This window comes from Enterovirga rhinocerotis, assembly GCF_004363955.1.
Lineage (GTDB): Bacteria > Pseudomonadota > Alphaproteobacteria > Rhizobiales > Beijerinckiaceae > Enterovirga > Enterovirga rhinocerotis.
In genome coordinates, this window is record NZ_SNZR01000011.1 from 513,591 (window position 1) to 536,162 (window position 22,572).

Here is a 22,572-nt window from a genome sequence, read left to right on the forward strand (position 1 = left end):
CCGAGTCGCTCCAAGGGAGCGAACCGGGGTGGGGGGACGTCGACGCGAACTCCCGGCGTCGACATAGGCTGAGCCGCCCCCCACCCGGCTCGCGCTCCGCGCGAGTCCGCCCTCCCCGCCGCAAGCGGGGGGAGGGTTGCGCAGGCCGCGACCGAAGCGTGCGCGCGTCGCCGGAGCTCCGATGCTCAATTGTCGAAGCCGACCTTGTCGATGAGGGCGCTGGCCGCCTTGCGGTTCTTGGCGATCTCGGCGAGCGGCGTCGCGTCGGGCGTGACCTTGCCGACCTTCTCGATGATCGGATCGAGCGGCGCGCCGGGCTTCACCGGATACTCGAAATTGCCGCGGGCATAGATGCCCTGGGCCTCGTCGGAGACGAGGTATTCGAGCAGCTTGACCGCGCCGTCCTTGTTCTTGGCGTGTTTGGCGATCACGGCGCCCGAGACGTTCACATGCGTGCCGCCGCCCTTGAAGGTCGGGACCGGCGTCTTGATCGCCTCGCCCCAGCTCTGCTGGTCGGGGCCGCCCCGGCCGCTGCGCATCAGGCCGATATAGTAGGAATTGCCGATGCCGAGCTCGCAGAGCTTGGCCTTGATGTCGCGCGCGACCTCGCGGTCGCCGCCGCCGGGCTTGCGGGCGAGGTTCGCCTTGACGCCCTTCAGCCATTCCTCGGTCTTCGCCTCGCCGTTCCGCGCGAGATAGGCCGCGACGAGGGCCGTGTTGTAGGGGTGCTGGCCCGAGCGGATGCAGATCTTGCCCTTCCACTTCGGATCGGCGAGTTCGTCATAGGTGATGGCCGTGAGGTCCTTGAGGTCCGCATCGGCATAGACGAGACGCGCGCGCATCGAGAGGGCGAACCAGCGCCCGTCGGGATCGCGCAGCGCCGCCGGGATCGCCGCCTCGGCCGCCTTCGACTGGACCGGCTGGGCGAGGCCCTTGTCCACGAGTTCGATGAGGTTGCCGAGATCGACGGTCATCAGCATGTCGGCCGGGGAACGCTCGCCCTCGGCCTCGACGCGCTCGGCGAGGCCCTTGGCGACGAGCACGGTGTTGACCTTGATGCCGGTGGATTTCGTGAACGCGTCGAGCAGCGGACGGATGAGGCCGGGCTCACGCGTCGTGTAGAGGTTCACCTCCTGGGCGGAGGCCGCTCCGACACCGACGCTCGCCAGCATCACGGCGGCGACGGTCCGCAAAAGAGATCGGCCGAGCATTGTGTCTCTCCAGTCGTTCGATGAGCGCTTCAGTCCGGTGCATCAATAGCAGGCGCCAAGAAAAAGCAACGCATCTACATTAGAACCGTTGTAAAAAATGATTGGCGCGGTCCTGAAGTCGATCGGCGGAGGCTATCGGCGTCGGTCTAGTCTTTGGCGGCGGGGCTCCGCGACGCATCCTGCACGAAGATCCGCCCCGCCCCATCGGCGACGGCGAGCCGGATCGTCTCGCCCTCGTCGGGTGCCTGTCCCTCGACGGCGACCCGCAGCGGCGACGGCAGGCCCTTCACGGCGACCGAGAGCAGGACCGACGCGCCGCGGAAGGTCTTCGCCACGATGCGGCCCTCGGTTCCCGAGCCGGCCGGAGCGAGGCGCAGCACTTCCGGGCGCAGGCAGAGCCATCCGTCCGCTCCCTCCGCTCCGGCCGCCGACGGCGCGGGGATTGTGCCGAGCGGCGTCGCGAGGCCTCCGTTCGAGAAGCGTCCCGGCACCGCGTTGACCTCCGAGAGCGCCCGCGCGGCCGCGAGCGAGACGGGGCGGGCATACAGGTCCTGCGCGCTGCCGGCCTGGATCACGCGTCCCTCCCCGAGGAGGACGAGGTGATCGCCGATGGCGAGCGCCTCCTCCGGATCGTGCGTCACGACGATGGTCGTGATCGCGGCGCGGCGCAGGACGTCGAGGGTCGAGGACCGCACGTCTTCGCGAAGCCCGCGGTCGAGATTGGAGAAGGGCTCGTCCATCAGGAGGATGCGGGGGGAGGGGGCGAGCGCGCGGGCGAGCGCGACGCGCTGCTGCTCGCCCCCGGACAGCTGGCCGGGCCGCTTGTCCGCAAGGCGGGCGAGGCCGACGCCCTCGATCGCGCGCGCGGCGACCGCGCCGCGCTCCGCCCGGGGCAGCGCGCCGAGGCCGAAGGCGACGTTCTCGCGGACCGTCAGATGCGGAAAGAGCGCGTAGTCCTGAAACATCAGGCCGACCCGGCGATGCTCGGGCAGGACGAAGGCGGAGGGGCCGGCGACCTCCTCGCCGTCGATCAGCACCCGGCCCGCGCTCGGGCGCTCGATCCCGGCCGCGATCCGCAGCAAGGTCGTCTTGCCGCAGCCGGAGGGGCCGAGCAGCACCGTCACCCGCCCGGAGGGCGCGTCCAGCGACACGGTGTCGAGGATCAGCCGCGAGCCGAAGCGGCAGGAGATCGCGTCGAGGCGCAGCGTGCCGGCGGCACGCTGCGGAGCGTCGGAGGCCATGCTCAGTCCAGGGTCAGGTCGCGCAGCGGCGCCAGCCCTTCGACCGACTGATCGTAGGTCGAAGGCGGGGCGCCCTTGATCCATTCCTGAGGCTGGCAGGGGCCGGCATTGATGCGGGCCTGGCCCGGCGCGCAGGCCGACAGGTCGGGATAGGTCCCCGCCGTCGGCGTGTTGGGCGGGGGCGGGATCTGGGTCTCCGGGCCGAGGGTGCCCGAGATGCCGGACCGGCCGCCGCCCTTCAAGCCCTGGGCGCCGAAGCCGAACGCGCTTGCGCCGCCCTGCGACTGGGCGAAGGCGGGCGCGGCCGCCAGAAGCGCGACGAGAAGGGGGAGCGTGCGGCGCATCGGCTGTCTCCGGACCATGTGCGAGGGATAGGCCGATCCGGCCCGGCCGGCCAGAGGCCGATAGCCGCTGGGTCGCCTCGCCGTCTGCCGCCCCTCATCGGGAGCAGGCGTCAGTACGGATTGCTGCGCTCGAGGATCTCCTGGCCCATCAGGGCGCAGGTGCCGGGGATCCGGGCATAGATCAGGCGGATGCGGTAGTTCGCCTTGTAGACGTGGCCCTCGACCTCGACCACGTCGAGCGGCTTGCCGCCGACGAGGGCCTTCACGGTGCCGATGCCGCGCAGGCTCGCCGCGTCGACGCTCGCCCGGTCGTCGGCATCCGTGTGGAGCTTCAGCAGCTTCCGGGCCGCCTCCACGGCCTCGGCCGCGCAGGCCGGCTTCCCGGCAGGCTGGGCGAAAGCGGGCCCGGCGAGGGCTGCGAACAGGATCGACAAGCTCAGCGTGCCCATGAGGCACGTGTCCTGCGCGAGAGCGGACATCAGGGAGCGTCCTGCCGAGGGCTTTCTAACGGTCAACGTCATCCTCCAACGGCATCGCGTCTCGCCATGCCGCCATCTGCTCGGGTGGCGGCTCGGATCACTGCCCGCATCCCTGCATGCGTCGCTGCTGAGGGGTGATCGGCCAATCCTTGGCGATGCCCACCTTGAAGAATTCGTCGGTTGCGCGTTTCTCGTCCGAGGTCGTCTTCGAACCACCTCGGCGGGCGCCTGTCTCCTGTCGTGGCCGATCCCGTGTCTCGTCGGATTGCGCGGTCATGGTCGAAGAAGCTCCTCCAACACGATGCTGACCTGACGATCGGCCGATGTCGATTCGATGACGCGGAAGCGGCAGCCCGTCGGCAAAAGGACCTCGTCCTCGACGAATGTCGGAGCGAAATGCCACACCGAGCGGGCATTCTGTGAGCGAATGGTGAACAGGACGTTCCCGCCATAGGCGCTTCGCCGGTCATAGGTCGCGCTGGTCAGGCCGGGAAACACCACCTCTCGTCCGGCCCGATACCTCTCCCGGACGGCATCGAGATCATCGGCCATGACGCCGCGATAGACCGTCGCGGCGCTTCCGCGAAGCGCCGGAAGCTTGGCGAGCGCGCCGTCCACCACATCGGCATAGGCTCTGACGGCGTCCGAAGGCCGGCCGGACCAGAGTTCGCGGTTGATGGCCTGATGCCAGCCCGAGATGTTCGAGTAGACGTAGAGCGCGAGCGCCTCGTAGGTGACGATCGCTTCGAAGAAGGGTTCGTCGAGAGCGTCCGCTCCGAACCGCGCCGCGCAATGTCGAGCGTCCTGCTGGCCGAGAAGGCGCTCGAGCAGGAGAAGGAAGGCGGCGCCCGTCATGTCGGCAGACGATCGTAATCGACACTGGCGTATCGGATCGCGCGAGCCGGCGGAAGTCCCTACCCGATCGACATCAGGCTCGCATTCCCCCCGGCCGCAGCGGTGTTGGTCGAGATGGATCGCTCCTCGAGGAGGCGCGTGAGATCGTAATCGGTGCCGCCGGCGAGCGTCGACTGAACCTGGAGGATAGCCCCCTTCCGACCTGACAGCCGCTGCAGGAGCGCCGTCAGTGCGGCGTTCTCGCCCTCGTAGAGAAGGCCGCGCAGGCCGGGATGGCTGAACCAGTCGCCCGAGCGCTCGACCTGTCGGGACAGGTCGGCCGGCAGATCCTCGGCGAGGGTCCCGCCGGTCGCCTCGACGGGCAGCACGGCGATGTTGCCCGTCGCCAGGATCGCGCCGATCTGGATCAGAAGACCGCTCTCCGTCTCCGCCAGAGCCGCGATGCGTCCGCGCGGACCGAGGGTGTAGAGATTGCGCTCGCCGACCGGTCCCGACAGCTCGACGCTGGCGCCGAGCGGCGAGCGGGAGAGGAAGCCGATGCAGGCCTCGGCCTCCCGGTGCCGTCCGAGGCCCTGAAGCCAGGCCGCATAGGCTCTCGCCGGAGCGAGGGCCGATCCGGATGCATCGAGCCCGTCGAGCAGGGGCTGCGGCGGATGGGGCAGGAGGCGGCCGAGATAGAGCGGCCCGCCGGCCTTCGGCCCGGTGCCCGACAGGCCCGAGCCGCCGAAGGGCTGCACGCCCACCACCGCGCCGATGATGTTGCGGTTCACGTAGAGATTGCCCGCCTCGACCTTGCCCGTGACTCGCGCGATCGTCTCGTCGATGCGGGTATGGAGCCCGAAGGTCAGGCCGTAGCCGGTGTCGTTGATCGCCCCGATCAGGGCGTCGAGCTCCGAGCGCTTGTAGCGCAGGACGTGGAGCACGGGGCCGAACACCTCGCGCTCGACATCGGCGATGGCGCCGATCTCGATGATGGTGGGCGGCACGAAGGTGCCGTGCCCGGCGTCCTCGGGGAGGGGCAGGCTCTCCACCCGGTGGCCGCGCGCCCGCATCGTCTCGATATGGGCGAGGATGCCGTCCCGCGCCTCGGCCGTGATGACGGGGCCGATATCGGTCGAGAGCTGTGCGGGGTTGCCGAGGGCGAGCTCGCGTAGTGCGCCCTTCAGCATGGCGAGACTGCGCTCGGCGACGTCCTCCTGCAGGCACAGGATGCGGAGCGCCGAGCAGCGCTGGCCGGCGCTGTCGAAGGCCGAGGCGATGACGTCGCCCACCACCTGCTCGGCGAGGGCGGAGGAATCGACCACGAGCGCGTTCTGCCCGCCGGTTTCCGCGATGAGGGGGATCGGCTGGCCGCCGGGCGTCAGCCTGTCGGCGAGCTGGCCCTGGATCAGCCGGGCGACCGCGGTCGAGCCGGTGAACATCACCGCCATCACGCGCGGATCGCCGACGAGCGCGGCGCCGGTCTCGCCCGCGCCGGGCACGAGCTGCAGGACGTCCGCCGGGATCCCCGCCGCATGCAGGAGCCGCACCGCCTCGGCCGCGACGAGGGGCGTCTCCTCGGCGGGCTTGGCGAGGACCGGATTGCCGGCGGCGAGCGCCGCCGCGACCTGCCCGGTGAAGATCGCGAGCGGAAAGTTCCAGGGGCTGATGCAGACGACGGGGCCGAGCGCCTCGTGCCGGCCGGCGCCGAGGAGGCGCGTGATCTCCGCCGCGTAGTAGCGCAGGAAGTCCACCGCCTCGCGCACCTCGGCGATGGCGTTCGCATAGGATTTGCCGGCCTCGCGCACGATGAGCCCGAGGAGGACAGGCATCCGCGCCTCCATGGCCTCGGCGGCGCGTTCCAGCGCGGCGGCCCGCTGCGCGGCGGGCGTCGCGGCCCAGCCCGGCGCGGCCGCCGTCGCGGCGGCGAGGGCGGCGTCGATCCCGGCCGCGCTCGCGTGGCGGACCTGGCCGACGACGTCGCGGTGATCGGCGGGGTTGAGGACGGGATGGAAGGGAAGCGTGCCACTCGCAGCATCCGCTCCCGCTGATCCCTCCCCGGAGGGGAGGGCCGAGTCGACGCGACGCGTCGAACCGGGGTGGGGAGAACCCCGGTGGGGCAGCACCCCACCCCGGTCGGCTGGCGCCGACTCGCCCTCCCCTGGAGGGGAGGGATCATGGCCGGCGATCGACGGCTCAGCCCGCCATGCCGTCGCCGCGCTTTCCTCGAGCGCCCGTGCAAGATCGACGAGGCGGTGCTCGTCGGCGAGGTCGAGGCCGGCGGCGTTGCGGCGGGTGCCGTAGAGGGCGAGCGGGGCCTTGATCTTCTCGTGCGGGGCGCCGAGCGGCACGATCTCCTTCGCCGCGGCGACGGGATCGACGATCAGCTCCTCGACCGGCACCGCCTCGTCGGCGATGCGGTTGACGAAGGAGGAATTCGCCCCGTTCTCGAGCAGCCGCCGCACCAGATAGGCGAGCAGCGTCTCATGCGTGCCGACCGGCGCGTAGATGCGGCAGGGCCGGTCCCATTGCGGGTTGCCGACGACCTCCGAATAGAGCGGCTCGCCCATGCCGTGCAGGCACTGGAACTCGTATTGGCCGCGATAGAAGTTCGGCCCGGCCATGACCATGATGGCGGCGAGGGTCTGCGCGTTATGGGTCGCGAATTGCGGGAAGACCGCGTCCGGGGCCGCCAGCAGTTTCCGCGCGCAGGCGAGATAGGAGACGTCCGTGTGGACCTTGCGGGTGAAGACCGGGAAATCCGGCTGCCCGTCGACCTGGGCGCGCTTGATCTCCGAATCCCAATAGGCGCCCTTGACGAGCCGCACCATGATGCGCCGCTCCGAGCGCCGGGCGAGGTCGACGATCCAGTCGATGACGAAGGGGCAGCGCCGCCCATAGGCCTGGATGACGAAGCCGATGCCGTTCCAGCCGGCGAGGTCGGGGTCGAGCGCGAGGGCTTCGAGGAGGTCGAGCGAGATCTCGAGCCGGTCCGCCTCCTCGGCATCGATGTTGAGGCCGATATCGTATTGGCGGGCGAGGAGGGCGAGCCCGCGCACGCGCGGCAGAAGCTCGCCCATGACCCGGCCGATCTTGGCGCGGGCATAGCGCGGATGCAGCGCCGAGAGCTTGATCGAGATCCCCGGCCCCTCGTAGATGCCGCGCCCCGCAGAGGCCTTGCCGATGGCGTGGATGGCGGTCTCGTAATCGGCGAGGTAGCGCGCCGCGTCCTCGGCCGTCGTCGCGGCCTCGCCCAGCATGTCGTAGGAATAGCGGAAGCCGCGTCCCTCCATGGCGCGGCTGTTCGAGAGGGCCTCCGCGATCGTCTGGCCGGTCACGAACTGCTCGCCCATCATCCGCATGGCAAGGTCGACGCCCTTGCGGATCACGGGCTCGCCGCCGCGCCCGATGAGGCGGGTGAGGGCGCCCGACAGGCTGGTCTCGTTGGTGGTCGCGACGAGGCGGCCGGTCACGACGAGCCCCCAGGTCGCCGCGTTCACGAAGAGCGAGGGCGAATGGCCGAGATGCGCCCGCCAGTCGCCCGTCGCGATCTTGTCGCGGATCAGCGCGTCGCGCGTCGCGCTGTCGGGGATGCGCAGCAGCGCCTCGGCGAGGCACATCAGCGCGACGCCCTCCTGGCTCGACAGCGAATATTCGTGGATCAGCCCCTCGACGCCCGAATGGCTCGCCTTGGCGCGCAGCCGCGTGACGAGCTCGCGCGCGATGCCCGCGGCCTTCGCCGCGCCCTCCGGCGACAGGCTCGCGGGGCCGATCAGCGCGGCGACGCAATCGGGCTCGGGCCGGCGCGTCGCGGCCGTGATCGCGTCGCGGAGCGGCGTCTGCGCCTTCGCGCCGATGGAGAAGAGGGGGGATGCGGTCATCGAAGGCTCGCGATGAGAGACGATCGCCGTATAGCGCGGCGACGACAGCCGATCGATAGGGTGATCGGTCGCAATGTCCGTCGATTTCACTATCGATTGGCAATCGGGTAGAGAGATCGTTATGGACGCCACCGACGCCAAGCTCCTCGCCATCCTCCAGCGCGACGGCCGCATCTCGACGGTCGATCTCGCCGAGCGCCTGCGCCTGTCCCCGACCGCCACCGGCGAGCGGCTGAAGAAGCTGACGCGCGACGGCACCATCACCGGCTACGGCGCCCGGCTCGATCCGCACCGGCTCGGCCTCGGGCTCCTCGTCTTCGTCGAGGTCTCGCTCGACAAGTCGAGCCAGGACGTCTTCGAGCAATTCGCCCGCGCCGTCCGCACGACCACCGAGATCCTCGAATGCCACATGGTGGCCGGCGGCTTCGACTACCTCGTGAAGGCCCGCATCCCCGACATGGCCGCCTATCGCCGCTTCCTCGGCGAGGTCCTGCTCTCGCTCCCGGGCGTGAAGGAGACGCGCACCTATGCGGTGATGGAGGAGGTCAAGAGCGAGGCCGCGCTTCCGGTGCGGGTGGGGTAGGGCGCATGCCCCCGCTTCTCCCCTTGTGGGAGAAGTCGAGTCGCCCGGCAGGGCGACCGGATGAGGGGCGGACCCATCGATGTCGCGGCGGGCCCCTCACCCGGTCGAAAGCGGCCGCTTTCGACTCGACCTCTCCCGCAAGGGGAGAGGCGTCCCCCACCCATCCCCTGTTGATCTCGCCGCGGGTGCGGTTCACAACGATTCCAAGCTGCGGCCCGCAGAGGCCGCATCCTGGGAGAGATCATGTCCGACGCCCCTCGCCGCATGAAGCCGGAAGACCTGCGCTCGCGGAAATGGTTCGACAATCCCGACAATCCGGGCATGACGGCGCTCTATCTCGAGCGCTACGTCAATTTCGGCATCACGCCCGAGGAGCTGCGCTCCGGCAAGCCGATCATCGGCATCGCGCAGACGGGCTCGGACCTCTCCCCCTGCAACCGCCACCATCTCGAACTGGCCAAGCGCGTGCGCGAGGGCATCGTCGCGGCGGGCGGGGTCGCCTTCGAGTTCCCGTGCCATCCGATCCAGGAGACCGGCAAGCGCCCGACGGCCTGCCTCGACCGCAACCTCTCCTATCTCTCGCTGGTGGAGGTGCTCTACGGCTACTTCCTCGACGGCGTGGTGCTCCTCACCGGCTGCGACAAGACCATGCCCGCCTGCCTGATGGCGGCGGCGACGGTGAACATCCCGGCCATCTCGCTCAATGTCGGGCCGATGCTGAACGGCTATTGGGGCAAGAAGCTCTCGGGCTCCGGCACCGTCGTCTGGGAGGCGCGCGAGCGCCACGCGACGGGCGAGATCGACTACGACGAGTTCATGGACATCGTCGGCTCCTCGGCGCCCTCGGTCGGCCATTGCAACACCATGGGCACGGCCTCCACCATGAACGCCCTCGCCGAGGCGCTCGGCATGTCGCTGCCGGGCTCGGCCGCCATCCCCGCGCCCTATCGCGAGCGCGGCCAGGCCGCCTACCGCACCGGCCGGCGCATCGTCGACATGGTCTGGGAGGACCTGAAGCCCTCCGACATCATGACGCGCGAGGCCTTCGAGAACGTCATCGTCGCCAATGCCGCCATCGGCGGCTCGACCAACGCGCCGATCCACATCAACGCCATCGCCAAGCATATCGGCGTCGAGCTCGACAACGACGATTGGGAGCGGATCGGCTTCGAGATCCCGCTCCTCGTCAACATGCAGCCGGCCGGCCATTGGCTGGGCGAGGAGTATTTCCGCGCGGGAGGACTTCCGGCCGTGCTCGCCGAGCTGATCGACGCCGGCAAGATCCACGAGGGCGCGATCACCGCGAACGGCAAGTCGATCGGCGAGAATTGCCGCGGCAAGCACACGTGGAACCGCGAGGTGATCTACGAATACAACGCGCCCCTCGTCGCGAGCGCGGGCTTCCTCAACCTCAAGGGCACGATGTTCGACAGTGCCATCATGAAGACCTGCGTGATCTCGAAGGAGTTCCACGACCGCTTCCTGTCGAACCCGGACGACCCGATGGCCTTCGAAGGCAAGGTCGCCGTCTTCGACGGGCCGGAGGATTACCACAAGCGGCTCGACGACCCCGCGCTCGGCATCGACGAGCACACGATCCTGATCATGCGCGGCGCCGGCCCCATCGGCTATCCTGGCGCGGCCGAGGTCGTGAACATGCACCCGCCGACGGAGCTGCTGCGCCGGAACGTCCACGCGCTCCCCTGCATCGGCGACGGCCGGCAATCGGGCACCTCCGGCTCCCCCTCGATCCTCAACGCCTCCCCGGAAGCCGCCGCCGGCGGCGGCCTCGCCCTCCTCCAGACGGGCGACCGCATCCGCATCGACCTCAAGAAGCGAACCGCCGACATCCTGCTGCCCCCCGAGGAGCTGGAACAGCGCAGGGCCGACCTCGCCGCACGCGGCGGCTACGCCTACCCCGCCTCACAGACCCCCTGGCAGGAGATCCAGCGCAGCATGGTCGACCAGCTCGACCAGGGCATGGTGTTGAAGCCGGCCGTGAAGTTCCAAAGGGTGGCCCAGACGATGGGCGTGCCGCGCGACAACCACTGAGCTGAATCATGACCGGACGTTTCTTCGCCCGCCTCGCGGCGGCGTGCTCCCTCACGGCCGCGCTGCTGGCAGCTCCCGTCGTGGCAGAGGCCCAACAGGCCTATCCGAGCCGCACCATCCGTCTCGTCGTCGGCTTCCCCGCCGGTGGCCCGACGGACGGCCCCGCCCGCATCATCGCCGACAAGCTTCGCACCTCGCTCGGCCAGCCCGTCGTTGTCGAGAACAAGCCCGGCGCGGGGGGCGCCATCGCCGTCGCGGACGTGCTCTCGCAGCCGCGCGATGGCTACTCGCTGCTTCTGTGCACCTATATCGACCCGATCAACACGGTGCTTCTCAAGAACGTCAGCTACAAGATCGAGGACCTGCAGCCGATCTCGCAGGTGACGAAGGCCTATTACGGCCTTGCTGTCGACAAGGCGCTACCGGTCAATTCGGTCGCGGAGTTCGTCGCCTACGCCAAGGAGCGCCCCGGCAAGCTCAATTACGGCCATGTCGGCGTCGGGTCGGCGCCGGAACTGATCGCCCGCGAATTCGAGCTGCTGACCGGGATCAAGATGACCGGCGTCCCCTTCCGCGGCACCGGCCCGGCGCTGCAGGAGATGGTGGCCGGGCGGCTCGACTTCCTGGTCGGCCCGCTCGTCGTGACGATGCCGCTCGTCGAGGCGAAGCAGATCAAGCTGCTCGCGATGACGAGCCCCGAGCGGCTCGCGATCGCGCCCGACGTGCCGACCCTGACCGAGCAGGGCGTCAAGCTCGTCAGCTATGGCTGGCTCGGCGTCTGCGGCGGATCGGGACTGCCGACCGACGTGGTCGCCCTCCTCAACCGCCATGTGCGCGAGGCCGTCGCCTCGCCCGAGTACCAGGCGCTGATGAAGCAGACGGGCGTCCTCGGCGTCGCCACCGGGCCGGAAGAGTTCGGCAAGGTCATCGCCGAGACCGCCGCCGAGGCGCGCACGCTCGCGACAAAGCTCGGCATCCCGACCAACTGACCAGGAGCAAGCCATGAGCGGCCCCGTGAAGGCCTATAACTGGAGCGATGTGCCCGCGCGCGAGGTGCGCCCCGGCGTAACGCAGCGCGGCTTCCGGGGCGACCAGTGCCTCGTGACCTACAACACGCTCGCCCCCGGCATGGAGCCGAAACCCCACAGCCACCCCTTCGACCAGGTCTTCATGCTGATCTCGGGGCGCGTGACGCTGCATGTCGGCGAGCAGGTGATCGAATGCGGCCCCGGCACGGTGGTCCAGATCCCGCGCGACGTCGTCCACTGGGCCGACGCCCCGTCCCCGGAGGACGGCATCGCCGTCAACATCGACGTCTTCGCCCCGATGCGCGAGGATTACGGGTACATGGTGGCGTATCAGGAGCGGTGAGGGGGACGGTGGCGCACGACGTTCGGGACGTGGGCGGCGTATGTTAGGCATATGGGGCTGGCGGCGGCGACGCCTACCCGGACGCTCAGAGCCCCTGGCGGGAGATTCTGCGCGCGATGGTCGATCAACTCTCGGAGGCATGGTCCTGAAGCCGGCCGTGAAACACCGGCGGGTGGCGCAGACGCTGGGCGTTCCGTGGGGCAATCATTATACGCCCAAAGCAGTACGCTAGAACCTCTGAGGGACAGGCGTGCAAGCATTGCCTCCAGAGGGAGACAAATGCTCAATTCGGTACGGCGGCCTGCGTGTGCTGCAGGCTGCCTTGCTTGATAGAGTGTCTGCCGTGACGCGTCCGAAATTTTTTAGAGACCCCCTCCACCTGCAGATCAGGTTCGATCTTGCTGATGAAGGAAAGAGATATGGAGCCACCCTCCTTCGAATTATCGACTCGGGGGTTTTTCAACGGTTGCGCTTTGTCCGTCAGAACGGGCTTGCCAATCTAGTATTCCATGGCGCCGAGCATTCAAGATTTGCCCACAGTATGGGCGTCATGCACGTCGCTCGCACTATGTACGAGCGAATCTCAAGAAATATGTCTGAGCCAGAGAGCGAGGACGAGAAATTTCTCATACAGGTCGCAGGTCTAGTTCATGATGTTGGTCACGGCCCTTTCTCCCATACAATGGAGGAGGTGCTAAAAGAAAATGGCGTCGATTTTCATCATGAGAATATGACTAAGCGATTTATACTGGAGGATGGTTCCGAAATATTTAGATTGTTATCTGATATAGACCCGGATATTCCTGATAAATTGATGCCATTCTTCGACAAAAAGAGGCGAGTTATCGATAGCTGGCAATATCGAATTGTGTCGAGCCAGATGGATGCGGACCGTCTGGATTATGTACAGAGAGATGCTTTATTCGCAGGTTTGCGTGGGCATGGTTTCGATATCGAGAGGGTATTCGATTTATTATTTCACCATGAGAATTCGATCGCCGTCGATCGCGGCGCGATCGAGGCTGTGGAAGCTTATTTGGTTACTATGGACCAATTGTATAGAGCGATTTATAATCACCATGCTGTTCGTGCTGCGACGCAGATGCTCCTTAGACTTTTTCGGCGGGCGGTTAAGCTTCACCAGGGCGGCAATCATTCAGTGTTTCCGCCTGTATTAGGGGCGTCTCATCCAATGTCGGAACTTTTAGTTCAAGGTGATAAGATCGAGCTTGATAAGTATCTACGCCTTACAGACGCGGCCATGTGGTCCCTCATAGACGTATGGCAGTTCAGCGACGACCAGATATTGTCTGATCTAAGCAGTCGGATCGTTGGTCGACGTCTTTTCAAGACCATCTCAATTGATCCTATTGATGTGGCGAAAACGCAATCGTTAATTGCTCGGGCCGAAGACGAGGTGGCCAGAGTTTACGGCGAAGAAGCGAGGGATTATTATGTGATGATCGATGAGCCGACTCGAACGAGCTATAAAGGGTATGACTGGCGCCCCGATACGCCCAACGAGTCAATTTGGCTCACGGGTGGGGGGCAGGCGCCGCGGCCGCTTGAAGACGAGGATGAAAATGCAATCGTGACCGCTTTTAAACAGAAGCGGCATTTTCCCCGGTTGGTGCTCCCGGAAGAGGTGCGCGAGGCGCTAAGAAAGTGTTAATTATGTTCCTGTTTCGTTCTGTGGGCCGAATCGGCTATGCGGAGGTTGGCTATGGCGGGCATTGATACGCTGGGCTCATTGATTGGCCTAGTTGATGCTGCAGGAGGGCAGATCGATGCGCGGATTAAAATTCAGAAGGAAGCTTATTTGCTCGCAGCTTATGGGGCTGTCAGGTTCAATCTGACGGCGTTTGCATACCATCATTACGGCCCATACAGTCGGGAGATTTCTGATGCTCTCCAGTTTGCGGTCTCTTCGAATCTTCTATTCGAAAGTAAAGAACAGGGTTCTGGTGCTGGCGTAAAGTATTCTTATCGAATGACTTCCGCCGGAAGGAATTTCCTTGATCATGTTGGGAAATTTGGCGAACGTGAAATTCGCTTGGTGCGCGAACTAAGTACATTTCATTGGCGCGCCCTGGAACTTGCGGCCACCATACTCTTCCTTGAAAGAGAGGACGCTTCTCTTGGGAGAGAAGCGGTTTTCGGGCAAGCTATCCAATTGAAGCCAGATACGAAGGCGTACCGCTCGGAGGCGGATCGCGTATTAGCGAGAATGAGTGATACTTATGGAGCTGCTGCTTAGCTCCTACCAAGGTGCGGTTTATTCGATACTCAGGCGAGGCTTTTTCGTAGAGAGTACGATGACCCGAAGCCTTATTTCGCCCTCAGCCTCCTCGCCCTCCCTGCGGCCGCCCTCGACATCGGCCCGCTGCTCGGAAGCAAGGCTCCGGCGCTCAGCGTCCGCGATGCCGCCGGGCAGCCGACGAATCTGGCCTCGGTCGCGGGGGCGAAGGGGCTCGTCCTGGTCTTCACGCGCTCGGCCAAGTGGTGCCTCTATTGCCAGAACCAACTCATCGGCCTGAAGGAGGCCGAAGCGGAACTCGGGCGGCGCGGGTTCCCGATCGCGGCCGTGAGCTACGATCCGCCGGCCGTGCTCGCGGGCTTCGCCAAGGCGCGCGCCATACCCTATCCGCTGCTCTCCGACGAGGGCCCGAAGACAATCGACGCCTTCGGGCTGCGCGATCCCGCCTATGCGCCGGGCCATTATGCCCACGGCGTGCCGCACCCGGCCATCCTCATCCTCGCCCGCGACGGCACCGTGCTCGCCAAGGATGGCTATCGCACGCGGCCGACGAACGAGGCGATCCTCGAAGCCGTGGGCCGGCTCGGAGGCTGAGCCCGCCCTCTCCCGGGAGGGAGAGGAAGGCCTCCCGGCCGTCTTTGCGAGGAGGCGGAGCCGACGACGCAATCCAGGGCCGGCGCGTGACGGATAGGCTGGGTTGCTTCGCTGCGCTCGGAATGACGGGATGCGTGGTGCCATCTGCGGATAGGCCCACCCCTCACCCGGCTCGGGCTGCCGCCCGAGTCCGCCCTCTCCCGCACGGGGAGAGGGGACGCGCGGGAGGGCGGCTGGCGCAGATAATTCTTGACAGAACTAGGAACATAAGCCTATATCGCTGCCGTCCTGTCCACGAGGGGCGCGCTCATGAGGCGTCAGGTTCGCGGGACGGGATCGGCGCCTGCGGGCGGGGTTCGCGGCCCCGCGCTCGGGAGGCCGGGTCGAATGCCGCCCTCCGGATACTACGGTCCGGGCGCCGCTAGTGCGGCTAGATCGGGCGGAGATGCCCTGGGGTCCCTGGTCGAATCCTCTCCGCGAGGGGAGTGGAGGCCAAACCGCAGGATCGTCTCCGATCCCGTGACGAGTGGCCGGCCCAGCCCAAAATCGCCGAACCCGAGACGCCGGACGGCTCTCCAAACAACAATCTGATCGAGTCCCCGGCGTTTCGGGTCCCCTCGACCGATCCACCGCGCTTCGGGCCGCCCGGCCGCGAGGAGGCTGTCGCATGTCCGCATCCGATCCGACCGACATCGTCTCGATGCCCGCCGAATCCGCGCCGCTCCGGCGCGGCGAGCCGGCCCGGCCTCGCAGGCTCCGCCGCCGGCGCGGCGCCTCCACCCGGCCGCTGCCCGAGAGCTACCTCCGGGACGTCGAGACGATCCGCGCCCTCGTCGACTGGTTCGGCGCCCATCTCATCTGCCCGCGCTCCGGCTGCGGGCGGGCCGGGCGCTGCACGGATGTCGGGGAGCCGCGCTTCCCCTTCTGCTTCCGGCATTATCGCGGCGAGATCCGCTACGCGCTCGAGCTCGTCGGCGCCCATCTCGGCCTCGACGGCGCATGGTACGGCGTCGAGGCCCCGCATCGCGGCCCCTCCTTCCTCGGGGCCCTCGCCGCCCAGGGCGTCAGGATCGAGGCCCTTCGCCAGCCGCGCGGGCGGCGCGAGGAATGGTCTTGGGCGAGAGATCCGGACGCGACGGCGCGGCTCGCGGAGCTTCGCGCCGAGGGGAAGGCTCGCCGCGCCGCCGCCCCCCTCAGGCCGCCGGCATGCGGGTCTCGATGAGGCGGGCCCAGAGCGAGGCGCCGTAGGGGATGGCGGTGTCGTCGAAATTATAGGCCGGGTGGTGGCAGGCGGCGGATTCGCCGTTGCCCATGAAGATGTAGGCGCCCGGCCGCTTCTCCAGCATGAAGGAGAAATCCTCCGCCCCCATCTCGGGCGGGATGTCGGTGCGCACGGAGCGGCCGACCGTGCGGGCGACCTCGGCCATGGCATCGGCCTCGGCGGCATGGTTGAACGTGACCGGGTAGCCGCGCCGATAGTCGATCGTCGCGCTCGCGCCGAAGGCCTCGGCCGTGCTGGCGACGACGGCCTTGAGGCGGGCCTCCATCAGGTCGCGCGTCTCGGGCTTCAGCGTGCGCACCGTGCCCATGAGCTGGGCCTGTTGCGGCATGACGTTGTAGGTCTCGCCCGCCTTGAAGGAGCAGACCGAGAGCACGGCGGAATCGAGCGGATCGACGTTCCGCGCGACGATGGCCTGGAGCGCGACGACGACCTGCGAGGCGCAGAGCAGCGTGTCGATGTTGCGGTTCGGCTGGGCCGCATGGCCGCCCCGGCCCTCGATCTCGATGACGAAGCGGTCGGCGGCGGCCATGATCGGGCCGCGGCGGATGGCGAATTCGCCGACCGGCACGCCCGGCCAGTTATGCATGCCGTAGACCTCCTGGATGCCGAAGCGCTCCATGAGCCCGTCCTTCACCATGGCCTCGCCGCCCGCGCCGCCCTCCTCGGCGGGCTGGAAGATGATCACGGCGGTGCCGTCGAAATCGCGCGTCTCGGCGAGGTATTTGGCGGCGCCGAGCAGCATGGCGGTGTGGCCGTCATGGCCGCAGGCATGCATCAGGCCGGGATGGGTCGAGCGGTAGGGCAGGTTCGTCGCCTCCTCAATCGGCAGGGCGTCCATGTCGGCCCGCAGGCCCACCACCTTGCCGCTGGCGCTGCCCTTTCCCTTGATGACGCCGACGACGCCCGTGCGGCCGATGCCGGTCACGACCTCGTCGCAGCCGAACTCGCGCAGCCTGTCGGCGACGAGGCCGGCCGTCCGGTGGACCTCGTAGAGAAGCTCGGGATGGGCGTGGAAGTCCTGCCGCCAGGCGGCGATCTCGGGAGCGAGATCGGCGATGCGGGGGATGACGGACATGAAGAGCCTCTGGATGCGGGCGCCGCCGCCGGCGCCCTGAATGCGGGATCGAGACTAGGTCATGGGCTCGTCGCCCCGCAACCGGAGGCGCGCCGAACGGGGCGGCGGCCGATCCGCGGCGTGCGTCGTCCGCATGCGACCGTCATGCGGCCCGCACGAGAATGCGCTGGCCTTGTCGAGAACAGAGCATGTACACAGGGGCATGGCGCGGCCCCTCCGCAGACTGCCCGAGCCCTTCGCGGCCTGGTTCGCCGCCCGGGGCTGGGCGCCGCGCGCCCATCAGCTCGATCTGCTCGCCAAGGCCCAGGCGGGCCGCTCGGTCCTTCTGGTGGCGCCGACCGGCGCCGGCAAGACGCTGGCCGGGTTCTTGCCGAGCCTCGTCGAGCTGGCGGGAGCGGAGAGGTCGGCGAACGGCAGGGCGGTCGCCCAGCGTGGCCTCCACACGCTCTACATCTCGCCCCTGAAGGCGCTCGCCGTCGACGTCGCCCGGAACCTCGAGACGCCCGTCCGCGAGATGGACCTTGCCATCACCGTCGAGACGCGGACGGGGGACACGCCGCCCCACAAGCGCAAGCGGCAGGTCGAGCGCCCGCCCGACATCCTGATGACGACGCCCGAGCAGCTCGCTCTCCTCCTCGCGAGCCGGAGCGCCGCCGACCTGTTCGGCGGGCTGCGGCGGGTGGTGCTGGACGAGCTCCATGCGCTCGTCACCTCGAAGCGCGGCGACCTGCTGTCCCTCGGCCTCGCCCGCCTGCAGGCGCTGGCGCCGGGCCTTGCGACCATCGGGCTCTCGGCGACCGTGCGCGAGCCCGACGCGCTCCGCCGCTATCTCGTGCCGCAAGGGGAGAAGGGGAGCGGCGGCCTCTCCGATCTCGTCATCGTCGAGGGCGGCGCGGCGCCGGATATCCGGCTCCTGACCCTGCCGCGCGACCTGCCGCTCGCGGGGCATATGGGCTCGCTCATGCTGCCCGCGATCTACGACCTGATCCGCGAGCACAAGACGACGCTCGTCTTCACCAACACGCGCTTCCAGGCCGAGTACACCTTCCAGGAACTCTGGCGGATGAACGAGGAGACGCTCCCGATCGCGATCCATCACGGCTCGCTCGACGTCGAGCAGCGCCGCCGGGTCGAAGCCGCCATGACGGCCGGCAAGCTGAAGGCGGTCGTCTGCACGGCGACGCTCGATCTCGGCATCGACTGGGGCGACGTCGATCTCGTGATCAATCTCGGCGCGCCGAAGGGGGCCTCCCGCATCATGCAGCGGATCGGCCGCGCCAATCACCGCATGGACGAGCCCTCGAAGGCCTATCTCGCCCCGACCAACCGCTTCGAGATCCTCGAATGCACGGCCGCGCTCGACGCGGTCGAGGCGGCGGCCCAGGACACGCCCGATCCCCGCCGAGGGGGGCTCGACGTCCTCGCCCAGCATGTCCTCGGCATGGCCTGCGCCGATCCGTTCGCGATGGAGGCGCTCTACGAGGAGGTTCGCTCGGCAGCGCCATACGCGGACCTCACCTGGGAGGATTTCGAGCAGGTCGTCGATTTCGTCGCGACCGGCGGCTACGCGCTGCGGGCCTATGAGCGCTTCGCCAAGATCCTGCGCGGCACGGACGGCCTCTGGCGCGTGCGCGACGGGCGCGTCGCGCAGCAATACCGCCTCAATGCCGGCACCATCGTCGGCGGCACGATGCTGAAGGTGCGGCTCGTGCGCCAGATGCGCGGCAAGCCGGGCGCCGTCGTGCCGCGCGGGCGCGTTCTCGGCGAGGTCGAGGAGGGCTTCTGCGAGATGATGGTCGCCGGAGACAGCTTCGTCTTCGCCGGCGAGGTGCTGCGCTTCGAGACGATCTTCGAGGATTCGGTCCTCGTCACCCGCGCCGCCGCCGCGGACGATCCGTCCATCCCGAGCTATGCCGGCTCCAAATTCCCGCTCTCGACCTTCCTCGCCGAACGCGTCCGCGGACTTCTCGCCGAGCCGGCCGAATGGGACCGGCTGCCGATGGGCGCCGGGCCCTGGCTCCGCCACCAGCAGCAGCGCTCGCTGATCCCGGCGCCCGGCGAGCTTCTGGTCGAGACCTTCCCGCGCGAGAAGCGCTTCTACCTCGTCGCCTATGCCTTCGAGGGCCGGCTCGCGCACCAGACGCTCGGCATGCTGCTGACGCGGCGCCTCGAGCGCGCGCGCCTCCGCCCACTCGGCTTCGTCGCCAACGATTACGGCATCGCGGCCTGGTGCCTGCGGGACATCGGCGCCCATGCGGCCGAAAACCCGGCCTTCCTCGACGACCTGTTCGGCGAGGACATGCTGGGGGACGATCTCGAAACCTGGCTCGACGAGAGCGCGATGATGAAGCGGACCTTCCGCGACTGCGCCGTCATCGCGGGGCTGATCGACCGGCGCCATCCGGGCGAGCGCAAGACGGGACGCCAGGTCACGATCTCGACGGACCTCGTCTACGACGTCCTGCGGCGGCACCAGCCGGACCACCTCCTCCTTCGCGCGGCGCGAGCCGATGCCGCGACGGGCCTGCTGGACGTGCGCCGGCTCGGTCAAATGTTGGGCCGCATCCGCGGACGAATCAGGCATAAGCCCCTCGATCGGGTCTCACCCCTCGCCATCTCGCTGATCCTCGAGATCGGTCGGGAGCGGGTCTTCGGCGAGGCGGCGGACGAGATCCTGGGCGAGGCGGAAGCGATGCTAATCGAAGAGGCGACGGCGTGACGGCTTCGCGGGCGGCAGTTCCTCAGGCTGGGCGCATCGCCCCGGTCGAACTGACGATCGCGGGGCAGGCCTGTCTCCTCGATCATTCCGGCGTGCTCGTCCTGCCGGATGCCGGCACGCTCGTCGTCGCCGATCTCCATCTCGAGAAGGGCTCCTCTCTCGCGCGGCGCGGCTCTCTGCTGCCGCCCTACGACACGGGAGCGACCCTGGCGCGGCTGGCGGAGGTCGTGGCGCATTACCGGCCGGCCCGCGTCGTCGCGCTCGGCGACAGCTTCCACGATCGCGGCGGTCCGGAGCGGCTGGCCGAGCTCGACCGCGCCGCTCTCCGGCGTCTGACGGGCGGATGCGACTGGACCTGGGTGGTCGGCAACCACGATCCGGTCCTGCCTCCCGCCATCGGAGGCGAGGTGGTCGAGGAGGTCGCCATCGGCTCGCTCGTGCTTCGGCATCACCCGGCAGCCGGCCCGGTGCGCGAGCTCGCGGGCCATCTCCATCCGGTGGCGCGGGTCGTGATGCACGGGCGGGGCGTCAGGGCGCGGGCTTTCCTGACGGACGGCGGCCGCTGCGTCCTCCCCGCCTTCGGCGCCTATGCCGGCGGGTTGAACGCCTGCGACGCCGCCTTCGCGCCGCTTTTCCCCGCCGGCTTCACGGCCCATGTCCTCGGCCGCTCGCGCATCTTCGCGCTGTCGCGCGGCGTGCTGTGCGGCGATTGAACGGCCAGAATGCCACCGGCTTGGGATGGAGCCTGCTCAATCCCGCCGGAAGATCACGCTCGCCATCCAGCCGAACAGCAGCGACATCGCCCCGATCCCGAGACCGTAGGGGAGAGATCGCTCCTGGGACAGGGCGGTGATCCGTTCCTCGAACCCCGTCTTGACCACCTCGAAGCTCGCAATGCGCCGCGCCGCGAGCCGGTCTCCCGACAAAAGCACGACCTCGACCTCGTAATTGCCCGTCGGCGCGGTGCCCGGCACGCTGATCGGTGCGCGGAAGAAGCCGGGGCCGACGAAGACGACGCCGCGCGGGTCCTCGCTCCAGTGGCCTTCCTTCGTCTTGAGGCGGATGAGGGCCTGGCGGAAGGGCTCGTCCGGATCGTGCGATTCGAACGACATCTCGGGCGCGTCGACGATGGCCCGCAGCCCGAGCCGCATCTGCCGCCGCGCCGCATCCGTCGCGATCTCGCCCGTGGGGCGGTTCGAGGCGACGGCCAGCACTGTCGGGACGGCGACGAATTTTTGCTGGCTCCGATTGATCCAGACGAAGCCGACCCGCTCCTTCTGCCGCACCGTCATGCCCTCCCGGGGGCCGCGGACGGTCACGACGACGTCGTAGGACTCGAGGTTCAGCAGATCGCGTCCATCGTCCTCGACGACGCCGAAGAGCGCCATCTGCGCGCCGGTGTAGTTCGAACCGATCGCGATCTGGTGGGCCGAGAGCGACACCATCAGCCGTTCGGCCTTGGCAGGCAGCGCCGGGAGCAGCCCCATCGCCGCGAGCAGGAGAGCGGAGAGGATCCGGAACGTCATCGCCGGCCCTCCGGCAGATAGATCGAGAAGGGTTCTGCCGGCGTCAGCGCGATCTCGACGGCGAAGCGGATGCCGACGGCGAGGACGAGGAGCCCCAGCAGGAACCGGAACAGATCGGCCCGCAAGGCGCGCCCGGCCCTCGCACCGAACTGCGCCCCGAAGACGCCCCCGACGATCAGCATGATCGCGAGGACGATATCCACCGCCCCGTTCAGGGTCGCCTGGAGGATCACGGCGAGAAGGGCGGTGAACAGGACCTGGACCTGCGAGGTGCCGATGACGACGCCGGTCGGCACCCGGAACAGATACAGCAGCACCGGCACCATGATGAAGCCGCCCCCGATGCCGAGGATCGTGCCCGCGAAACCGACCAGGAACGAGATGCCGGCGACGGGCAGCACGCTGACGTAGAGTTTGGAGCGCGGGAACTTCATGCGCAGCGGCAGGCCGAACATGGCCGCATGGCCGCCCGCGCGGCGGCGCGGTTTCGCGGTGCCCTTCCAGCGGCTCCAGAAGTCGCGCGCGCTCTCGCCGACCATGAGCATGCCGATGGCCGTGAACAGCGTGACGTAGGAGAGGACGATCACGAGATCGAGCTGGCCGGCGCGCCTCATGGCGGCGAAGGCCCAGACGCCCATCACGGTCCCGACGAAGCCTCCGGCGGTCAGCACGGCGGCGAGCTTGAGATCGAGAGCATCGCGCCGCAGCGCCGCGAGCGCGCCTGTCGTGGAGGACGCCGCGATCTGGGCCGATTGGGTCGCGACCGCAATGGCGGGCGGAATCCCGAGGAAGATCAGGAGCGGCGTCATCAGGAAGCCGCCGCCGATTCCGAACATGCCGGACACGAAGCCGACGGCCGCGCCCATTCCGAGGATCAGCAGGACGCTGACCGGCATCTCGGCAATGGGAAGATAAATCTGCACCGCACCCTGCCCGACACGACGGGATACCAGAATGGCGCCCCGGTCCTGTCGGCCCGGCCCGCCCGCTATTCCTCCCGATCCCGTAGAGCATTCTTGCCCTGAAGGGGGGCGGAAGAGCAACGAATGATCGGCCGAAGCGGGGTTCGTGCCAAATTCGTCGCGCGGGACCTTTCGCCGGCGGCGTCTGAACGGGGCCTGAG

The 22,572-nt window shown here is 68.2% G+C and carries 20 protein-coding genes; 10 read left to right on the forward strand and 10 right to left on the reverse strand.

Features of this window, described 5'->3' with window-relative positions; translation table 11 throughout:
- Positions 1 to 185 precede the first annotated feature (185 nt).
- The 7 genes from EV668_RS02995 to putA all read right to left on the reverse strand — a co-directional run bounded on the left by EV668_RS02995 (position 186) and on the right by putA (position 7,990).
- Positions 186 to 1,211: an extracellular solute-binding protein gene (locus tag EV668_RS02995; RefSeq protein WP_133768357.1), complete on the reverse strand. Its 1,026-nt coding sequence runs from the start codon at positions 1,209 to 1,211 to the stop codon at positions 186 to 188.
- Between the two features lie 146 nt (positions 1,212 to 1,357).
- Entirely contained in the window at positions 1,358 to 2,452 is a 1,095-nt protein-coding gene (locus tag EV668_RS03000) for an ABC transporter ATP-binding protein (protein WP_245512805.1), read from the reverse strand.
- Positions 2,453 to 2,454: 2 nt separating this feature from the next.
- A complete protein-coding gene (locus EV668_RS03005; protein WP_133768358.1) occupies positions 2,455 to 2,796 on the reverse strand; it encodes a hypothetical protein in 342 nt (113 codons plus the stop codon).
- Positions 2,797 to 2,906: 110 nt separating this feature from the next.
- On the reverse strand, positions 2,907 to 3,275 hold the full coding sequence (locus EV668_RS03010; RefSeq protein WP_245512807.1) for a hypothetical protein: 369 nt from the start codon (positions 3,273 to 3,275) through the stop codon (positions 2,907 to 2,909).
- 97 nt (positions 3,276 to 3,372) lie between these two features.
- On the reverse strand, positions 3,373 to 3,552 hold the full coding sequence (locus EV668_RS03015) for a hypothetical protein (RefSeq protein ID WP_133768359.1): 180 nt from the start codon (positions 3,550 to 3,552) through the stop codon (positions 3,373 to 3,375).
- Positions 3,549 to 4,130: an ADP-ribosyltransferase domain-containing protein gene (locus EV668_RS03020; protein WP_133768360.1), complete on the reverse strand. Its 582-nt coding sequence runs from the start codon at positions 4,128 to 4,130 to the stop codon at positions 3,549 to 3,551. Before EV668_RS03020 ends, EV668_RS03015 begins: the two co-directional genes overlap by 4 nt.
- A gap of 59 nt (positions 4,131 to 4,189) precedes the next feature.
- Positions 4,190 to 7,990, reverse strand: coding sequence for a trifunctional transcriptional regulator/proline dehydrogenase/L-glutamate gamma-semialdehyde dehydrogenase (gene putA / locus EV668_RS03025; protein WP_133768361.1), 3,801 nt, complete (start codon positions 7,988 to 7,990; stop codon positions 4,190 to 4,192).
- Between the two features lie 121 nt (positions 7,991 to 8,111).
- Here putA and EV668_RS03030 point away from each other — a divergent pair, with 121 nt between their 5' ends.
- The 8 genes from EV668_RS03030 to EV668_RS03065 all read left to right on the forward strand — a co-directional run bounded on the left by EV668_RS03030 (position 8,112) and on the right by EV668_RS03065 (position 16,069).
- Entirely contained in the window at positions 8,112 to 8,573 is a 462-nt protein-coding gene (locus tag EV668_RS03030; protein WP_425359578.1) for an Lrp/AsnC ligand binding domain-containing protein, read from the forward strand.
- Between the two features lie 243 nt (positions 8,574 to 8,816).
- On the forward strand, positions 8,817 to 10,625 hold the full coding sequence (locus EV668_RS03035) for an IlvD/Edd family dehydratase (RefSeq protein WP_133768362.1): 1,809 nt from the start codon (positions 8,817 to 8,819) through the stop codon (positions 10,623 to 10,625).
- Between the two features lie 8 nt (positions 10,626 to 10,633).
- Positions 10,634 to 11,614 (forward strand): Bug family tripartite tricarboxylate transporter substrate binding protein, encoded by a 981-nt coding sequence (locus tag EV668_RS03040; RefSeq protein ID WP_133768363.1) that lies wholly within the window; start codon positions 10,634 to 10,636, stop codon positions 11,612 to 11,614.
- A 13-nt stretch (positions 11,615 to 11,627) separates the two neighbouring features.
- On the forward strand, positions 11,628 to 11,996 hold the full coding sequence (locus EV668_RS03045; RefSeq protein ID WP_133768364.1) for a cupin domain-containing protein: 369 nt from the start codon (positions 11,628 to 11,630) through the stop codon (positions 11,994 to 11,996).
- A 250-nt stretch (positions 11,997 to 12,246) separates the two neighbouring features.
- Entirely contained in the window at positions 12,247 to 13,668 is a 1,422-nt protein-coding gene (locus EV668_RS03050) for an HD domain-containing protein (protein WP_133768365.1), read from the forward strand.
- 51 nt (positions 13,669 to 13,719) lie between these two features.
- Positions 13,720 to 14,253 (forward strand): hypothetical protein, encoded by a 534-nt coding sequence (locus tag EV668_RS03055; protein ID WP_133768366.1) that lies wholly within the window; start codon positions 13,720 to 13,722, stop codon positions 14,251 to 14,253.
- A 126-nt stretch (positions 14,254 to 14,379) separates the two neighbouring features.
- Positions 14,380 to 14,847 carry a peroxiredoxin family protein gene (locus EV668_RS03060; RefSeq protein WP_280960096.1) on the forward strand — a complete coding sequence of 156 codons (468 nt, stop codon included), beginning with the start codon at positions 14,380 to 14,382 and terminating at the stop codon, positions 14,845 to 14,847.
- A gap of 667 nt (positions 14,848 to 15,514) precedes the next feature.
- Positions 15,515 to 16,069 (forward strand): hypothetical protein, encoded by a 555-nt coding sequence (locus EV668_RS03065; RefSeq protein WP_133768368.1) that lies wholly within the window; start codon positions 15,515 to 15,517, stop codon positions 16,067 to 16,069.
- Here the strand turns inward: EV668_RS03065 and EV668_RS03070 are convergent.
- Entirely contained in the window at positions 16,041 to 17,204 is a 1,164-nt protein-coding gene (locus tag EV668_RS03070) for a M20 aminoacylase family protein (protein ID WP_133768369.1), read from the reverse strand. The genes EV668_RS03065 and EV668_RS03070 overlap by 29 nt on opposite strands.
- A 202-nt stretch (positions 17,205 to 17,406) precedes the next feature.
- Between EV668_RS03070 and EV668_RS03075 the strand changes: the two genes are divergently transcribed.
- Together EV668_RS03075 and pdeM are read left to right on the forward strand one after the other, a co-directional pair.
- The gene (locus EV668_RS03075; RefSeq protein ID WP_133768370.1) at positions 17,407 to 19,923 is read left to right on the forward strand and encodes a ligase-associated DNA damage response DEXH box helicase; all 2,517 of its coding nucleotides are present in this window, start codon (positions 17,407 to 17,409) and stop codon (positions 19,921 to 19,923) included.
- Entirely contained in the window at positions 19,920 to 20,636 is a 717-nt protein-coding gene (gene pdeM, locus EV668_RS03080) for a ligase-associated DNA damage response endonuclease PdeM (RefSeq protein ID WP_245512809.1), read from the forward strand. The genes EV668_RS03075 and pdeM overlap by 4 nt, the downstream gene beginning before the upstream one ends.
- Positions 20,637 to 20,672: 36 nt before the next feature.
- On the opposite strand, the gene EV668_RS03085 is transcribed toward pdeM, so the two are convergent.
- Both EV668_RS03085 and EV668_RS03090 read right to left on the reverse strand, forming a co-directional pair.
- A complete protein-coding gene (locus EV668_RS03085) occupies positions 20,673 to 21,449 on the reverse strand; it encodes a TIGR02186 family protein (RefSeq protein ID WP_133768371.1) in 777 nt (258 codons plus the stop codon).
- Positions 21,446 to 22,372: a sulfite exporter TauE/SafE family protein gene (locus EV668_RS03090; RefSeq protein ID WP_133768372.1), complete on the reverse strand. Its 927-nt coding sequence runs from the start codon at positions 22,370 to 22,372 to the stop codon at positions 21,446 to 21,448. Before EV668_RS03090 ends, EV668_RS03085 begins: the two co-directional genes overlap by 4 nt.
- Between the last annotated feature and the right edge of the window lie 200 nt (positions 22,373 to 22,572).

Bases quoted from the DNA above. Each gene is read 5' to 3' on its own strand.
- EV668_RS02995 (WP_133768357.1), bottom strand. From the start codon at position 1,211: ATGCTCGGCCGATCTCTTTTGCGGACCGTCGCCGCCGTGATGCTGGCG.
- EV668_RS03000 (WP_245512805.1), bottom strand. From the start codon at position 2,452: ATGGCCTCCGACGCTCCGCAGCGTGCCGCCGGCACGCTGCGCCTCGAC.
- EV668_RS03005 (WP_133768358.1), bottom strand. From the start codon at position 2,796: ATGCGCCGCACGCTCCCCCTTCTCGTCGCGCTTCTGGCGGCCGCGCCC.
- EV668_RS03010 (WP_245512807.1), bottom strand. From the start codon at position 3,275: ATGTCCGCTCTCGCGCAGGACACGTGCCTCATGGGCACGCTGAGCTTG.
- EV668_RS03015 (WP_133768359.1), bottom strand. From the start codon at position 3,552: ATGACCGCGCAATCCGACGAGACACGGGATCGGCCACGACAGGAGACA.
- EV668_RS03020 (WP_133768360.1), bottom strand. From the start codon at position 4,130: ATGACGGGCGCCGCCTTCCTTCTCCTGCTCGAGCGCCTTCTCGGCCAG.
- putA (WP_133768361.1), bottom strand. From the start codon at position 7,990: ATGACCGCATCCCCCCTCTTCTCCATCGGCGCGAAGGCGCAGACGCCG.
- EV668_RS03030 (WP_425359578.1), top strand. From the start codon at position 8,112: ATGGACGCCACCGACGCCAAGCTCCTCGCCATCCTCCAGCGCGACGGC.
- EV668_RS03035 (WP_133768362.1), top strand. From the start codon at position 8,817: ATGTCCGACGCCCCTCGCCGCATGAAGCCGGAAGACCTGCGCTCGCGG.
- EV668_RS03040 (WP_133768363.1), top strand. From the start codon at position 10,634: ATGACCGGACGTTTCTTCGCCCGCCTCGCGGCGGCGTGCTCCCTCACG.
- EV668_RS03045 (WP_133768364.1), top strand. From the start codon at position 11,628: ATGAGCGGCCCCGTGAAGGCCTATAACTGGAGCGATGTGCCCGCGCGC.
- EV668_RS03055 (WP_133768366.1), top strand. From the start codon at position 13,720: ATGGCGGGCATTGATACGCTGGGCTCATTGATTGGCCTAGTTGATGCT.
- EV668_RS03065 (WP_133768368.1), top strand. From the start codon at position 15,515: ATGTCCGCATCCGATCCGACCGACATCGTCTCGATGCCCGCCGAATCC.
- EV668_RS03070 (WP_133768369.1), bottom strand. From the start codon at position 17,204: ATGTCCGTCATCCCCCGCATCGCCGATCTCGCTCCCGAGATCGCCGCC.
- EV668_RS03075 (WP_133768370.1), top strand. From the start codon at position 17,407: ATGGCGCGGCCCCTCCGCAGACTGCCCGAGCCCTTCGCGGCCTGGTTC.
- EV668_RS03085 (WP_133768371.1), bottom strand. From the start codon at position 21,449: ATGACGTTCCGGATCCTCTCCGCTCTCCTGCTCGCGGCGATGGGGCTG.